Annotated in this window: 14 protein-coding genes; 3 read left to right on the top strand and 11 right to left on the bottom strand. The window is 62.4% G+C overall.

What is annotated here, in order from left to right; translation table 11 throughout:
* Positions 1–10 precede the first annotated feature (10 nt).
* The 3 genes from trpE to rpe form a co-directional block, all read right to left on the bottom strand.
* Positions 11–1486, bottom strand: coding sequence for an anthranilate synthase component I (gene trpE / locus KIG99_RS06665; RefSeq protein WP_226459436.1), 1476 nt, complete (start codon positions 1484–1486; stop codon positions 11–13).
* A 139-nt stretch (positions 1487–1625) separates the two neighbouring features.
* Positions 1626–2297 carry a phosphoglycolate phosphatase gene (locus KIG99_RS06670; RefSeq protein WP_226459437.1) on the bottom strand — a complete coding sequence of 224 codons (672 nt, stop codon included), beginning with the start codon at positions 2295–2297 and terminating at the stop codon, positions 1626–1628.
* A complete protein-coding gene (rpe, locus tag KIG99_RS06675) occupies positions 2297–2998 on the bottom strand; it encodes a ribulose-phosphate 3-epimerase (protein WP_226459438.1) in 702 nt (233 codons plus the stop codon). Before rpe ends, KIG99_RS06670 begins: the two co-directional genes overlap by 1 nt.
* 40 nt (positions 2999–3038) lie before the next feature.
* Between rpe and apaG the strand changes: the two genes are divergently transcribed.
* The gene (gene apaG, locus KIG99_RS06680) at positions 3039–3422 is read left to right on the top strand and encodes a Co2+/Mg2+ efflux protein ApaG (protein ID WP_226459439.1); all 384 of its coding nucleotides are present in this window, start codon (positions 3039–3041) and stop codon (positions 3420–3422) included.
* The gene (locus KIG99_RS06685) at positions 3419–4012 is read left to right on the top strand and encodes a class I SAM-dependent methyltransferase (protein WP_226459440.1); all 594 of its coding nucleotides are present in this window, start codon (positions 3419–3421) and stop codon (positions 4010–4012) included. The genes apaG and KIG99_RS06685 overlap by 4 nt, the downstream gene beginning before the upstream one ends.
* Here the strand turns inward: KIG99_RS06685 and ydiK are convergent.
* The 4 genes from ydiK to KIG99_RS06705 all read right to left on the bottom strand — a co-directional run bounded on the left by ydiK (position 4007) and on the right by KIG99_RS06705 (position 10158).
* Positions 4007–5104, bottom strand: a complete 1098-nt coding sequence (ydiK, locus tag KIG99_RS06690) for an AI-2E family transporter YdiK (RefSeq protein WP_226459441.1) — start codon at positions 5102–5104, stop codon at positions 4007–4009. The two genes, KIG99_RS06685 and ydiK, sit on opposite strands and share 6 nt — an antisense overlap.
* Before the next feature lie 27 nt (positions 5105–5131).
* Positions 5132–6358, bottom strand: a complete 1227-nt coding sequence (gene argJ / locus KIG99_RS06695) for a bifunctional glutamate N-acetyltransferase/amino-acid acetyltransferase ArgJ (protein WP_226459442.1) — start codon at positions 6356–6358, stop codon at positions 5132–5134.
* Between the two features lie 60 nt (positions 6359–6418).
* Positions 6419–9130 (bottom strand): preprotein translocase subunit SecA, encoded by a 2712-nt coding sequence (gene secA / locus KIG99_RS06700; RefSeq protein WP_264180399.1) that lies wholly within the window; start codon positions 9128–9130, stop codon positions 6419–6421.
* A gap of 107 nt (positions 9131–9237) precedes the next feature.
* Positions 9238–10158, bottom strand: a complete 921-nt coding sequence (locus KIG99_RS06705; protein WP_226459443.1) for a M23 family metallopeptidase — start codon at positions 10156–10158, stop codon at positions 9238–9240.
* A 10-nt stretch (positions 10159–10168) separates the two neighbouring features.
* On the opposite strand from KIG99_RS06705, the gene KIG99_RS06710 reads away from it, so the two are divergent.
* Positions 10169–10603 carry a DUF721 domain-containing protein gene (locus tag KIG99_RS06710; protein ID WP_226459444.1) on the top strand — a complete coding sequence of 145 codons (435 nt, stop codon included), beginning with the start codon at positions 10169–10171 and terminating at the stop codon, positions 10601–10603.
* Between the two features lie 77 nt (positions 10604–10680).
* Here KIG99_RS06710 and lpxC read toward each other — a convergent pair whose 3' ends face one another.
* From lpxC to KIG99_RS06730, 4 genes are all read right to left on the bottom strand, one after another.
* The gene (gene lpxC / locus KIG99_RS06715) at positions 10681–11595 is read right to left on the bottom strand and encodes a UDP-3-O-acyl-N-acetylglucosamine deacetylase (RefSeq protein ID WP_226459445.1); all 915 of its coding nucleotides are present in this window, start codon (positions 11593–11595) and stop codon (positions 10681–10683) included.
* Positions 11596–11676: 81 nt separating this feature from the next.
* Positions 11677–12858, bottom strand: a complete 1182-nt coding sequence (gene ftsZ, locus KIG99_RS06720; RefSeq protein ID WP_226459446.1) for a cell division protein FtsZ — start codon at positions 12856–12858, stop codon at positions 11677–11679.
* Positions 12859–12893: 35 nt separating this feature from the next.
* Entirely contained in the window at positions 12894–14123 is a 1230-nt protein-coding gene (gene ftsA, locus KIG99_RS06725) for a cell division protein FtsA (protein ID WP_226441224.1), read from the bottom strand.
* Between the two features lie 4 nt (positions 14124–14127).
* Positions 14128–14868, bottom strand: a complete 741-nt coding sequence (locus KIG99_RS06730) for a cell division protein FtsQ/DivIB (RefSeq protein ID WP_226459447.1) — start codon at positions 14866–14868, stop codon at positions 14128–14130.

Here is a 14868-nt window from a genome sequence, read left to right on the forward strand (position 1 = left end):
CCGGTAGAACTCAGTCGATGCGCGTATCCAGGCCCTGTTCGGCCAGTTCGGCGGCGCGCAGCACGGCACGGGCCTTGTTCAGGGTTTCAGTCCATTCCGAATTGGGATCGGAGTCGGCGACGATGCCGGCGCCGGCCTGCACGTAGAGCTTCTTGTCCTTGAGCACGGCGGTGCGGATCGCGATCGCCACATCCATGTCGCCATTGAAGCCGAGATAGCCGACCGAACCGGCGTAGATGCCGCGCTTGACCGGTTCCAGCTCGTCGATGATTTCCATCGCCCGCACCTTCGGTGCGCCGGACACGGTACCGGCCGGGAAGGTGGCGCGCAGCACGTCGAGCGCATCGAGGCCGGGTTGCAGCTTGCCTTCGACATTGGAGACGATGTGCATCACGTGCGAGTAGCGCTCGATCACCATGCGATCGGTGAGTTTCACCGAGCCGACACGCGCGACGCGACCGCAATCGTTGCGCCCGAGATCAAGCAACTGGGTATGCTCGGCCAGTTCTTTCTGGTCGGAGAGCAACTCTTCGGCCAGCGCGGCATCCTCTTCCGGCGAAGCACCGCGTTTACGTGTGCCGGCAATCGGCCGCACGGTGACGCGCTCGCCTTCGAGGCGAACCAGGATCTCCGGCGAGGCGCCGACGACATGGAAATCCTCGAAATCGAAATAGAACATGTAGGGCGACGGATTCAGGCTGCGCAGGGTGCGATACAGCGCCAGCGGGCTGGCGTGGAAGGGCTTGGTCATGCGCTGCGAAAGGACGACCTGCATGATGTCGCCTTCGGTGATGTAGGCCTTGGCCTTGAGCACCGCCTGCTTGAAGGCAGCCTCGCCGAACACCGAAACGGCCGGCTCGGAATGCACCGGCTGTTCGCTGGGCAGATTGACCGGGGTGCGCAGTTTTTGCAGCAACTCCTTGAGGCGGGCGCGTGCCTTTTGATAGGCGCCCGGGAAGCCCGGCTCGGCGTAGACGATCAGGGTCAGTTTGCCGGACAGGTTGTCGACGACGGCGATTTCTTCGGAGAGCAGCAGGCCGATGTCCGGCGTGCCGATTTCGTCCGGCTTGTTGGTGCGGGTCAGACGGGTTTCGACATAGCGCACGGTGTCGTAGCCGAAACAGCCGACCAGGCCGCCGCAGAAGCGCGGCAGGCCGGACGTGGCCGGCGCGCGGAAGCGCTTCATGTAATTGCCGATGAACTCGAGCGGGTTGGTGTCGTCCTCGCGCTCGGCGATGCGGTTGCCGGTCAGGACCAGCACCTGGTGGCCGTTGACGACGATGCGCGTCGATGCGGCCAGGCCGATGATCGAGTAGCGGCCAAAGCGCTCGCCGCCCTGCACCGATTCGAGCAGGTAGGTGTAGGGCGTATTGGCCAGCTTTAGGTAAATCGAGAGCGGCGTGTCGAGATCGGCGAACGTTTCCAGCGTAACGGGAATACGGTTGTAGCCTTGCGCGGCAAGCGCGTTGAATTCGGTTTCAGTCATGGGAAGCCTCGGAAATGACGTGGGTGTTGCGCAACTGGATGCGCCCTGTATCAACGTGGGCGCCGAACGGACGAGAGATTACGGACGCCAGCGGCGCCAACGAAGCTCGATGTTCCAGAAGTGCAAGAAGGTCATTTGGTCAGGAGGTCTTGAAAGTGAGCGCTTGCCGATAGGCGGCGAGCAGGTCGGATACTAGCGCATCACAATCAAAACTGTCCACCGGCTCGCCCTCGTTGTAGCCGTAGGGCACGGCATAGGCCAGGCAACCGGCGGCATGCGCGGCATGGATGTCGTGTTTCGAGTCGCCGATGTGCAGATTGCGGTCCGGCCGCACGCCAAGGATGCGGCAGGCGTGCAGTATGGGCTCCGGATGCGGTTTCTTGTGCGCCGTCGTATCGCCGGAAACGACCACGTCGAAATAGCCGGCCAGCCCCATGTGTTCGAGCAGCACCTCGGTGAACATGCCCGGCTTGTTGGTGACGACGCCCATCCGGAGGCCGCTCGCCTTCCAGACATCGAGACCGGCGATCACGCCGGGATAAATCGTCGTCAAACGACCGTTGACCGCTGCGTAATGCCGCTTGAACGATGCGATCGCCACATTGAGCTGCTCCACCGACGGCGGCTGCGCATGCGTCAGGCAGCGCTCGACCAGCACCGCCATGCCCTTGCCGACGAAGCTGTGTACTTCGGCCGGCGAGCGCGGCGGTGCGCCGATTTCATCAAGCATCAGCCGGCAGGCTTCGGCCAGATCGGCAATGGTGTCGAGCAGCGTGCCGTCGAGATCGAAAGTGACCGACTGGAAATACATCAGACCTTCGCCAGTTCGCTGCGCAGCGCGCCAATGATCGTATCGTAGCGATGCGGATCTTCCGCCTTGCCGGCGCCATAAACCGCCGAGCCGGCAACGAAGGCATCGACGCCGGCGCGGGCGATCTCGGCAATGTTGCCGGTATTCACGCCGCCATCGATTTCCAGGCGGATACGCCGGCCGCTTTCCTTTTCATAGGCATCGAGTTTGGCCCGTGCCTGACGCGCCTTGGCCAGCGTACCGGGAATGAATTTCTGGCCGCCGAAGCCGGGATTGACACTCATCAGCAGGATGACGTCGATCTTGTCGAGCACATAGTCCATGTAATCGAGCGGCGTCGCCGGGTTGAAAACCAGGCCGCCCTGACAGCCGGCATCGCGGATCAGCGACAGGCTGCGATCAACGTGATCGGAAGCTTCCGGGTGGAAGGTGATGATATTGGCCCCGGCCTTGGCAAAATCGGGGATGATGCGATCAACCGGCTTGACCATCAGATGCACGTCGATCGGCGCCGTGGTGCACGGGCGGATCGCCTCGCAAACCAGCGGGCCGATGGTTAAATTGGGAACATAATGGTTGTCCATCACGTCAAAGTGAATCCAGTCGGCACCCGCAGCGATGACGTTGGCCACTTCCTCGCCCAGCTTGGCGAAATTGGCGGAAAGAATGCTCGGTGCAATGACGTAATCTTTGACTGACATGATGGTTCCCTGAACAAAAACAGACAAACGAAATTATCCCATGCCCGACACCGACAAGTACTGCATCAAGGTTGAATCCAGCCCGCTATTCATTCCCGAACAATCCGACCCGGAAGCCCAGCGCTACCTGTTCGCCTACACCATCACCATCGTCAATGTCGGCGATGTCGCGGCGCAGCTGGTATCGCGGCACTGGATCATCACCGACGCCAACAACGAGGTGCAGGAAGTGCGCGGCCTCGGCGTCGTCGGCAAGCAGCCGCTGCTCAAGCCGGGCGAAAGCTTCCAGTACACCAGCGGCTCGTCGCTGACCACACCGGTCGGCACGATGAAAGGGACTTACCAGATGGTGGCCGAGGACGGCACGCACTTCGAGGCGGAAATCCCCGAGTTCGTCCTCGCCATGCCGCGCACCCTGCATTGAGCCTGCAGCGCAGCTATACGCTGATCGCACCGTTTTACGACGCGGCGATTGACCGGGCGACACGGGCGGCCCGCCAGCACAGCCTGCGCGCTCTGCCAGAACAGCCCGGACGCGTGCTACTGGCCGGCGTCGGCACCGGCCTCGACCTGCCGCACCTGCCACCGCAACACCATTATGTTGGCCTCGACCTGACCCATGCCATGCTGCGCCGCGCCCTGCCGCGCGCCGGCCGGGCCGACTTCGTACCGGTTCAGGGCGATGCGCAGCGCCTGCCCTTTGCCGATCACAGTTTTGACAGCGCCGTGCTGCACCTGATCCTGGCGGTGGTGCCGCAGCCGGCCCTGTGCTTTGCGGAAATCGCCCGCGTCGTGCGACCGGGCGGCCAGGTCCTGGTTTTCGACAAGTTCCTGCGCGCCGGCCAGCCGGCCTTGTTGCGCCGCCTGGTCAATCCGCTGATGCGGCGACTGGCAACGCGGCTCGATGTCGTCTTCGAGGAAGTGCTCGCTGCCGCGCCGGATCTGGCGCTGGAGCACGACCAGCCGGCCCTAGCCGGCGGCTGGTTCCGACTGCTCCGCCTGCGCCGGCTATGAAGGCGGCAAAGGCACTGCCGGCTCGGCGTCGCTTTCATCCTTGCCAAGGCCATCTTCAACCCAGGCCTGCATCAGGGTATAGGTGACGGCGAGCACGACCGGCCCGACGAAAATGCCGACCAGGCCGAAGCCGAGCATGCCGCCGATGACGCCGGCGAAGATCAGCAGCAGGGGCAGATCGGCGCCGCGCCGGATCAGCATGGGACGCAGGAAATTATCCAGGCTGCCAACGATCAGACTCCACACCAGCAAGCCCGTCGCCCAGCCCGTATCGCCCTGCCAGTACATCCAGCCGACGGCCGGCAGCAGCACCAGCATCGGCCCGATCTGGGCAATGCACAGCATCAGCATCAAGGCCGAGAGCAACGACGCGAAAGGAATGCCGACCACAGCCAGACCGATGCCGCCAAGTACCGTCTGGACGATGGCGGTGACGCCAACGCCGAGTGCGACGCCACGGATCGCCTGCCCGGCCAGCACGATCGACTTTTCGCCGCGCTCGCCGGCCAACCGGCGACCGAAGCGCAAGGCCATGCGCGCGCCGGTCTCGCCCGAGGAATAAAGAATCGCGGCAATCGTCACGACCAGGAAAAACTGAATCAGCATGCCGCCCAGACCACCTACCTGAGCGAGCACCCACTTACCCGTATCGGCAGCATAGGGCGTCACTTTGGCGACGACTCCGGTCGAACCGTCGAGCGCGACTTGCTGCCAGAAACCGGCAACCGACTCGCCAACCAGCGGCAGCCCGGAGACCCAGGCCGGCGGCGGAGGCAGGCCGTTTTCAGCCAGCGAGCGCCCGGCAGCGGTCAACTGCCCGAAATGATCGGAAATGGTATCGATTGCCAGCCACAGCGGCAGTACCAGCAAAAGCAGCATGGCGAGCGACATCAGGATCACCGCCGGCGAGCGGCGGTTGCCGAGACGGGCTTCAAGCGAGCGGAACAGCGGCCAGGTGGCGACGACGATCATCGTCGCCCACACCGCCGCCGCCAGAAAGGGGCGCAAAACCCAGAGCGACAGGCCGATCAGGCCAATGATGCAGAAAATGGCCAGCGTATTGCGGGCCAGGTCGCGGCGAATGTCGGTCATGCGAAGCTCCCGGCCCGGACTTGGCTGTTACGAGCGGTAGTCGGCGTTGATCTTGACGTAATCGTAGGAGAAATCGCAGGTGTAAACACTGGCCTGCGCCGCACCACGACCGAGATCGACGCGCACGGTGATTTCGGCCTGCGCCATGACGCGGGCGCCATCTTCTTCCTTGTAGGCCGCTGCCCGACCGCCGTTTTCGGCGACCAGCACATCGTCCAGCCAGACCTTGACGCCATCGACGTCGAGATCGGTGATGCCGGCATAGCCGACGGCGGCGAGAATGCGCCCGAGATTGGGGTCGGAGGCAAAAAAGGCGGTCTTGACCAGCGGCGAGTGGCCGATCGCGTAACCGACCTGGCGGCACTCTTCAACCGACTTGCCGCCTTGGACGGCGACCGTGATGAACTTGGTGGCGCCTTCGCCGTCGCGCACGATGGCCTGGGCAAGTTCGACCGAAACGGCGATGATCGCGGCCTTGACCTCGGCCCAGCCGGCGTCGCTGGCAGACGCGAAGCTGGCGCCGGACTGGCCGGAGGCGATCATCACGAAGGAATCGTTGGTCGAGGTGTCGCCGTCGACCGTGATGCAGTTGAAGGAAGCGTCGGCGGCTTCCTTGACCAGCGCATCAAGCAGCGGCTGCGCGATACCAGCATCGGTGGCGAGGAAACCGAGCATGGTCGCCATGTTCGGCTTGATCATGCCGGCGCCCTTGGAGACACCGGAAATGCTGATTTTTTTGCCGTTGACCGTCAGGACGCGCGAAGCGGCCTTGGCAACGGTGTCGGTGGTCATGATGCCGTGCGCGGCGGCATGCCAGTTATCCGCTTTCAGATCGGCGAAAACAGCCGGAAGACCGGCCTTGATGCGGTCGACCGGCAACAGCTCGAGAATCACCCCGGTCGAGAACGGCAGTACCTGTTCCGGCGCAACGCCGAGCAGGGCACCGACCGCAACACAGGTTTCCTGCGCCGCCTGACGGCCCGGCTCGCCGGTGCCAGCGTTGGCAATCCCGGTATTGATGACCAGGGCACGAATCTCTTGCCCCCCCGCCAGATGCTTGCGACAGATCTGCACCGGCGCAGCACAGAAGCGGTTCTGCGTGAACACGCCGGCCACCGTGCAACCGGCGTCGAGCGCCACCAGGGTCAGGTCACGGCGGTTCTTCTTGCGGATTTCGGCCTCGGCAACACCAAGGCGCACACCGGCCACGGGAAAGAGTTGATCGGCAGCAGGGGTAGCGTAATTGACAGGCATTCTCATGGCTCCAAAAGCATCAAGGCACCACGCGGGTGCCTTGGGGGGAATCAGTAAAAATCAGGACAGTTTTCCGTGGCAGTGCTTGTACTTCTTGCCCGAACCGCAGGGGCAGGGATCGTTGCGACCGATCTTCGGTGCATCGTCTGCCGCAGCAGGGGCTGCGCCGGCCGCTTCGGGATCGCCGAGCGCTTCGTCGTAACCGGTGTGCTGGTACTGCACGTTCTGCACGTCGGCATGCGGCGCGGTTTCCTCGACGTCTTCCGCCGAGCGGATCTGCACGGTGAACACGATGCGGGTGACTTCCTTGCGCACCAGGTCGAGCAGGCCTTCGAACAGCTCGAAGGCTTCGCGCTTGTATTCCTGCTTCGGGTTCTTCTGGGCGTAGCCGCGCAGATGGATGCCCTGACGCAGGTGATCGAGCGCCGCCAGGTGTTCGCGCCAGTGCGAGTCGAGGCTCTGCAGCATGACATTGCGTTCGAACTGGTGGAAGTTCGGGCCACCGACCAGATCGACCTTGGCCTGATAGGCCTCATCGGCGCGATGCACGATGCGCGACAGGATGTCTTCGTCGGACAGCGTCGGCTCGTTCTTGAACCATTCGGCAACCGGCGCTTCGATCAGCAGATCGGCGGCCAGCGCACGCTCCAGGCCTTCCATGTCCCATTGCTCTTCGACCGATTCGGCCGGCACGTAGAGACGGAAGGTTTCGGCGATGACGCTGTGGCGCATCGCAGTGATGGTTTCCGAGATGTCGTCGGTTTCGAGCAGTTCGTTGCGCTGCTGGTAGATCACCTTGCGCTGGTCGTTGGCGACGTCGTCGTATTCGAGCAGTTGCTTGCGGATGTCGAAGTTGCGCGCTTCCACCTTGCGCTGCGCCGATTCCAGCGAGCGGGTAACGAGCGGATGCTCGATCGCCTCGCCTTCCGGCATTTTCAGCTTGTCCATGATGGCGCGCAGGCGCTCGCCGGCAAAGATGCGCAACAAGGGATCGTCGAGCGACAGGTAGAAACGCGAGGAACCGGCATCGCCCTGACGACCGGCGCGACCGCGCAACTGGTTGTCGATGCGGCGCGATTCGTGGCGTTCGGAACCGATGATGTGCAGGCCGCCGGAAGCGAGCACCTGATCGTGCGCCTTCTGCCATTCGGCACGCATTTCGGCGATTTTGGCGTCGCGTTCGGCTGGCGGCAGCGATTCGTCGTGCTTGATCGCCGAAGTCGCCTTTTCGATGCTGCCGCCGAGCACGATGTCGGTACCGCGACCGGCCATGTTGGTGGCGATGGTGATCACACCCGGTCGACCGGCTTCAATGACGATTTCTGCTTCGCGGGCATGCTGCTTGGCATTGAGCACGTTGTGCGCCAGGCCTTCCTTGTCGAGCAGGCCGGAGAGCAGTTCCGAGGCTTCGATCGAGGTCGTGCCGACCAGCACCGGCTGGCCGCGCTTGGCGCATTCCTTGATGTCGGCAATGATCGCCGCGTGCTTTTCGTCCGCCGTCTTGAAAACCAGATCGTTCATGTCCTTGCGCACCATGGCACGATGCGTCGGGACGACGACGGTTTCCAGACCGTAGATCTGGTGGAATTCGTAGGCTTCGGTATCGGCCGTGCCGGTCATGCCGGCCAGCTTGCCGTACATGCGGAAGTAGTTCTGGAAGGTGATCGAGGCCAGGGTCTGGTTCTCGGCCTGGATGGCCACACCTTCCTTGGCTTCGACAGCCTGGTGCAGGCCATCCGACCAGCGGCGACCGGACATCAGGCGACCGGTGAACTCGTCGACGATGACGATTTCGCCATTCTGCACGACGTAATGCTGATCCTTGTGGAACAGCGTCATGGCACGCAATGCCGCGTTCAGGTGATGCATCAGCGTGATGTTGGCGGCGTCGTAGAGGCTGGTGCCTTCCTTGAGGATGCCATGCTCGGCAAGCAGTTCCTCGGCATGCACGTAACCGGCTTCGGACAGATGGACCTGGTGGCCCTTCTCGTCGACCCAGAAATCACCTTCGCCGTTTTCTTCGGCAGCCCGCGACAGCAGCGGCACGACGGCGCGCATGCGGACATAGAGATCGGTCTGGTCGTCGGCTTGGCCGGAAATGATCAGCGGCGTACGCGCTTCGTCGATCAGGATCGAGTCCACTTCGTCGACGATGGCGAAATTGAGACTGCGCTGGACGCGTTCGCCGGCCGTATAGACCATGTTGTCGCGCAGGTAGTCGAAACCGAATTCGTTGTTGGTGCCGTAGGTGATGTCGGCCGCGTAGGCAGCCTGCTTGGCCTCGTGATCCATCTGCGACAGATTGACGCCGACGCTCAGGCCGAGGAAGCGATGCAGCCGCCCCATCCATTCCGAGTCACGGGTGGCCAGGTAATCGTTCACCGTGATGACATGCACGCCCTTGCCCGAGATGGCATTGAGATAGGCCGGCAGCGTGCCGACCAGCGTCTTGCCTTCACCGGTGCGCATTTCGGCGATCTTGCCGTAATGCAGCACCATGCCGCCGATCATCTGGACATCGAAGTGACGCATGCCCAGCTCGCGTTTGCCGGCTTCACGAACGACCGCAAAGGCCTCCGGCAGCAGGTCGTCGAGTGTTTCACCGTTGGCGTAGCGCTGGCGGAACTCGTCCGTCTTGGCGCGCAGCTGCTCGTCGCTCAAGGCTTCGAGCGAGGGCTCGAGCGCATTGATGCGGCGTACGGTCTGGGAATATTGTTTGATCAGCCGGTCATTGCGGCTGCCGAAAATCTTTTTGAGTAGGCCAGAAATCATCGCGTTCGAAGGTTGGTTGCGCGCTGCAGCAAAGCGCCGATTCTAGCACGCAGTCCCGAACGGACGCTGCCCGGCTGACTTATGTCTTTATGCCGACTTGACCTACATCAACGGCGCTTGACCTGGGCGAACTCGATACCCTTTTTCAGGAACAGCGCCGGGTCCTGCGCCACACCCAGCATTCGCACCTCGAAATGCAGGTGGGCACCGGTCGACCGCCCGGTCGTGCCGACCGCTCCGATCAGCTCGCCGCGCTTGACCAGACCGCCCGGCTTGGCATCGATACGCGACAAATGGGCGTAACGCGAGCTCAGGCCATCGCCATGATCGATATCGATGACGTTGCCGAAATCCGGATGATAGCCAGCCGAGAGAATCACGCCGTCCGCCGCTGCGATAACCGGCGTGCCGATATCCGCGGTAAAGTCCAGCCCCTCGTGCATGGCCCGCAAGCCGGCAATCGGGTCACTGCGGTGGCCAAAGGCGGACCCCAGCGCCGCATCCTTGACCGGCAAGGTGGTCGGCAACAGACGGTCGCGCACTTTCTTCTCGAGCAGACGTGACTCAAGCACGGCAAGCTCATCGGTCTTGCGCTCGACAGTCGCCATCAGGCGTTCGATTTCGCCCTGCAACTCGTTTTCCGTCATCGGCGCCGGCAAATAAGGGCCGCCCTGCCCGGCTTTGCCGCGAACCGCCGGCGCTTCGCGCTTGATGCCGGAAAGATTTGCCACCCGCTCGCTCAGGGCATCGAGTTGCAATACCTGCGCCTGCAGTTCGCCGAGCCGGGTTGCCATCAGTTGCAGGTTGTTGCTGACGTAGTCGCGCGACTTCTGCGACTCCTGACGTTGCAGCGACAACATCAGGTCTTCGACCAGCGGCAGACGGAAATGTACCGACAGCCAGGAAAAGATCGCCGAGGTGGAAAAGACCAGGGTCAACACGACGGCAAGCACCGCCACGACATGACGAGGCATAATGGTGATTGTGCGCGCCGCCTTCAGATGGCGCGAAACCAGAATAATCTGCACGGAACCTCCTATGTACAACGGGCCAGAGCACTATCTCGACCGTGACGCCGCCAGTGGCCGCTTCATGGCCCACGCACGCCTTTTGCTCCAGCTCTCACGCCACTTCGAAACGATTGCGCCAGAGGCTTTTCAGCACTCGGCGCGGGTCGCCAATTACAAGTCGGGGAAAATCGTTATCCACACCGACAACGGTGCGGTCGCCGCCAAAATTCGCCAGATGAGTCAGCGCTTGTGCAGCGAGTTATCGAAAGGAGGGGCGGAGTGTAGCGTCATGGAAGTAAAAGTTCAACCCCGCGAAATTCTTTCGCAATCAACAACTTCCACGCAGAAGCCGATTTCCGACAAGGCCTGCGACGCACTGCGGTCGACTACCGAAAAACTGCCAAAAGGCCCGCTGCGCGAAGCGCTCGACCGCCTGCTCGAGCGCGCTGCCCGGCGCGACTGAGCCGTATCCGGCATGCCTCGGCGTAGCGGTCGACCAACAAAAAACAGGGAAAACCGGCCGCCGCTGCGACCGGAAAATCAGGCCGGCTGATTCAGCCAGCGCGTGACGCCAACCGGCGCCTGCTCGGCGACATCGAAGGAAGCGAACTCCCAGGATTCCTGATGATTGAGCAGTTCGCGCGCCAGCTGATTGTTCAGCGCATGCCCGCCCTTGTGCGACGAATACGCGGCAAGCAGCGGATGACCGAGCAGATAGAGATCGCCGACCGCGTCGAGAATCTTGTGCTTCACGAACTCGTCGCCGTAACGCAGGCCATCCTGGTTGAGGACGCGGAATTCGTCGAGAACGATCGCGTTTTCCAGACCGCCACCCAGCGCCAGACCGTTTTCGCGCAGGTATTCGACTTCCTGCATGAAGCCGAAGGTGCGCGCCCGCGCCACTTCGCGCGTGTAGGACTGCTCGGCGAAGTCGATGACCGCCTTTTGCGCCGACTTGTCGATCGCCGGGTGATTGAAAACGATGGAAAAAGCCAGCTTGTAGCCGTCGTAAGGCTCGAAACGCGCCCATTTGTCGCCATCGCGAACTTCGATTGGCTGCGTGACGCGTATGAATTTCTTGGCGGCATTCTGTTCCTCGATGCCAGCGGACTGGATCAGGAAAACAAACGGTGCAGCCGAACCGTCAAGGATGGGCACTTCCGGCGCATCCAGGTCCACCCAGGCATTATCGATACCGAGACCGGCAAAGGCCGACATCAGGTGTTCGATGGTGCCCACTTTCACCCCGTCCAGTTCCAGACAGGAGCACATGCGGGTGTCGCCGACCATGAAGGCCTTGGCGGGAATATCCACCGGCTCGGGCAAATCGACGCGACGGAAGACGATGCCGGTATCGGGGGCAGCCGGGCGCAGGGCCATATTGACCTTGACGCCGCCATGCAGGCCAACACCTGAGGCGCGAATAATTGTCTTGAGCGTGCGTTGCTTGAGCATGCAAGTGCTTGAATAATTTGGGGAGCGGCGCATTGTAACACAACGCGCCGCCGCCCTTTTTCAGAGAAAGGCTTTGTTACATCAATCCGCCTGCTTGCGCAGGAAAGCCGGAATGTCGTAACGATCCACACCACTGTTGGCCAGCGCCTCGACCGTCACGTTGCGCTTGCGCACCACGGCCGGGACATCGGCGATCTGGTTGTAGTCGATGGCCGAACCGCTGGAGAAGGCCACGGCATCGTGCGTGCCGGTGGCTTGCGCCTGCAGGACCGGGGTATTGATGACTTCGAAAGTCTGACGCTTGGCAACCGCCTGACCGAGACCGGTGGCAACCACGGTGACGCGCAGCTGGTCGCCCATCAGTTCGTCGTACACGGCGCCGAAGATGATGTGTGCGTCTTCGGCCGCAAAGGCCTTGACGGTGTTCATCACTTCATTGACTTCCTTCATCTTCAGGCCGCCCTTGGCAGCCGTGATGTTGACCAGCACGCCCTTGGCACCGGACAGGTTGACGCCTTCGAGCAGCGGCGAAGCGACGGCCTGTTCAGCAGCGATGCGGGCGCGATCAACGCCGGCAGCAGCAGCGGAACCCATCATGGCACGGCCCATTTCACCCATCACGGTACGCACGTCTTCAAAGTCGACGTTAACCAGACCCGGGTAGGTAATGATTTCGGCAATACCGCCGACGGCGTTTTTCAGCACATCGTCAGCTGCCTTGAAGCAATCGTCGACATCGGCATCGTCGCCCATGACTTCCATCAGCTTGTCATTGAGGATGACGATCAGCGAATCGACATGCTTGGAGAATTCGGCAATACCGGCTTCGGCGGACTTCATCCGCTTGTTGCCTTCAAAACTGAACGGCTTGGTCACGACACCGACCGTCAGGATGCCCATTTCGCGGGCAATTTCGGCGACCACGGGAGCCGCACCGGTACCCGTGCCACCGCCCATGCCGGCGGTGATGAAAGCCATGTGAGCGCCTTCCAGCGTCGCACGGATTTCGTCGCGATGCGCCTGGGCAGCTTCCTGGCCCTTTTCCGGCTTGGCACCGGCACCGAGGCCGGTCTTGCCGAGCGACAGCTTGCTCGCTGCAGCATTGCGGCTGAGCGCCTGTGCGTCGGTGTTGGCGGCGATGAATTCAACGCCGTTCACGCCTTCGCGAATCATGTGCTCGATGGCATTGCCACCGGCACCGCCGACCCCGAACACCTTGATGATCGTGCCGACTTCCTCGTCCTTCTCGATGATCTCAAACATGACTACCTCCTCTGAAAAAACTGTTCAAATACAAATCAAAAATTCTTTACGAACCAGGACTTCATTCCCTGGAAAACATCCATGAAGCCCTGCTTTTCCTGGATCTTCTGGCCGCGCTTGCGCTGCGCCTGGGCTTCGAGCAGCAGGCCGTAGGCGGTCGAGAAACGCGGGTTCTGGACAACATCGGCCAGGCTGCCGTGGTATTTCGGGTTGCCGAGACGGACCGGCATGTGAAAAATTTCCTCGCCCAGCTCGACCATGCCCGGCATGACGCTGGCGCCACCGGTCAACACGATGCCGGAGGACAAAACCTCCTCGAAACCGGCACGGCGCAGTTCGTTCTGGATCAGCTCGTAGAGTTCCTCGACGCGCGGCTGGATGACATCGGCCAGGGCGCGGCGGCTCAACTTGCGACTCGGCCGGTCGTCGACGCCGGCGACTTCCATGTTCTCGGCGGCATCGGCCAGTTGCGACAGGGCGCAGCCGTACTTGCACTTGATGTCTTCGGCCTCGCGGGTCGGCGTACGCAGCGCCATGGCAATGTCGTTGGTGATCTGATCGCCGGCGATGGGAATCACCGAAGTGTGGCGGATGGCGCCCTGCGTCCACACGGCGAGATCGGTCGTGCCGCCGCCAATGTCGATCAGGCAGACGCCGAGATCCTTTTCGTCTTCGGAGAGCACGGCATAGCTGGAAGCGAGCGGCTGCAGCACCAGGTCATTCACTTCCAGACCGCAGCGGCGCACGCACTTGACGATGTTCTGGGCGGCCGAGACGGCGCCGGTGACGATATGCGTTTTCACTTCGAGGCGCATGCCGCTCATGCCGATCGGCTCGCGGATGCCGTCCTGGCCGTCGATGACGAATTCCTGCGTCAGGATGTGCAGGATTTCCTGATCGGCCGGAATCGGCATCGCCTTGGCGGTCTCGATGACGCGCTCGACGTCGGACGGCGTGACTTCCTTGTCCTTGATCGCGACCATGCCGTTCGAATTGAAGCTCTTGATGTGGCTGCCAGCGATCCCGGTATAGACGTCGCGCACCTTGCAGTCGGCCATCAGTTCGACCTCCTGCACGACGCGGCTGATGGTGTGCACCGTTTCCTCGATGTTCACCACGACGCCTTTTTTCAGGCCGCGCGAATCCTGCGAGCCCATGCCGATCACGTTCAACTGGCCTTCCTGGTTGATCTCGGCGACCAGCGCGACGATCTTCGACGTCCCGATGTCCAGACCAACGACCAGATCCTTGTTATCCCTGCTCATATGCCTACTTTCCCTTCCCTTCGCCCGCGACTCGCATCGCGAAGCCGTTCGGATAGCGCAAATCCACCACTGCCGGCCGTATCGCCCGCTTGGCGACCGTTTCCGGATAAACCTCGATAAAACGTTGCAGACGCACCCCGAGCGGCGCCTTGGCCTGCTCGCGCCCCATGTCCACCAACATTCCGTTCTCCAGCTTCAACTGCCAGGCCAGACGCGGCGACAAGGTCACCTGCACCGGCTTCTCGCCGACCGTCCGGAAACTGCCGACCAGCTCGCTGTAACGGCGCAGCACTTCTTGCGAACTGCCGGCCGGACCGGCCAGCAAAGGCAGCACGGCGAGCTCCGAGTCGCCGAGCACGGCAGTGAAAACCTCGCCATAACTGTTCACCAGCTCGCCCCGCCCCTCGCCCCAGCGCGCCACCGGCCGGTGTTCCTCGATCCGGACTTCCAGCCGGGCCGGCCAGACGCGCCGCACATCGACCTTGCGCACCCAGGGCAGCTTTTCCAGCGTGCCGCGCACGGCTTCCAGATTCAGGCTGAAGAAATTGCCCTTCAGCGCCCCCGGCAGCACCTGCTCGATTTCCAGACGCTGCGTATGCGGCAGCACGTCGGCGAAAACCACCTGACGCACCGGCAAGGACGGCACGCGCACCAGCCAGACCGCCGCTGCGGCGAGCAGGGCAGCCGAAGCGACCAGCATCAGCAGGTCGGCAATGGCGTTCAGCAGGTGCGGTTTGTTCCACAT

This window comes from Quatrionicoccus australiensis (assembly GCF_020510425.1).
Taxonomy (GTDB): domain Bacteria; phylum Pseudomonadota; class Gammaproteobacteria; order Burkholderiales; family Rhodocyclaceae; genus Azonexus; species Azonexus australiensis_A.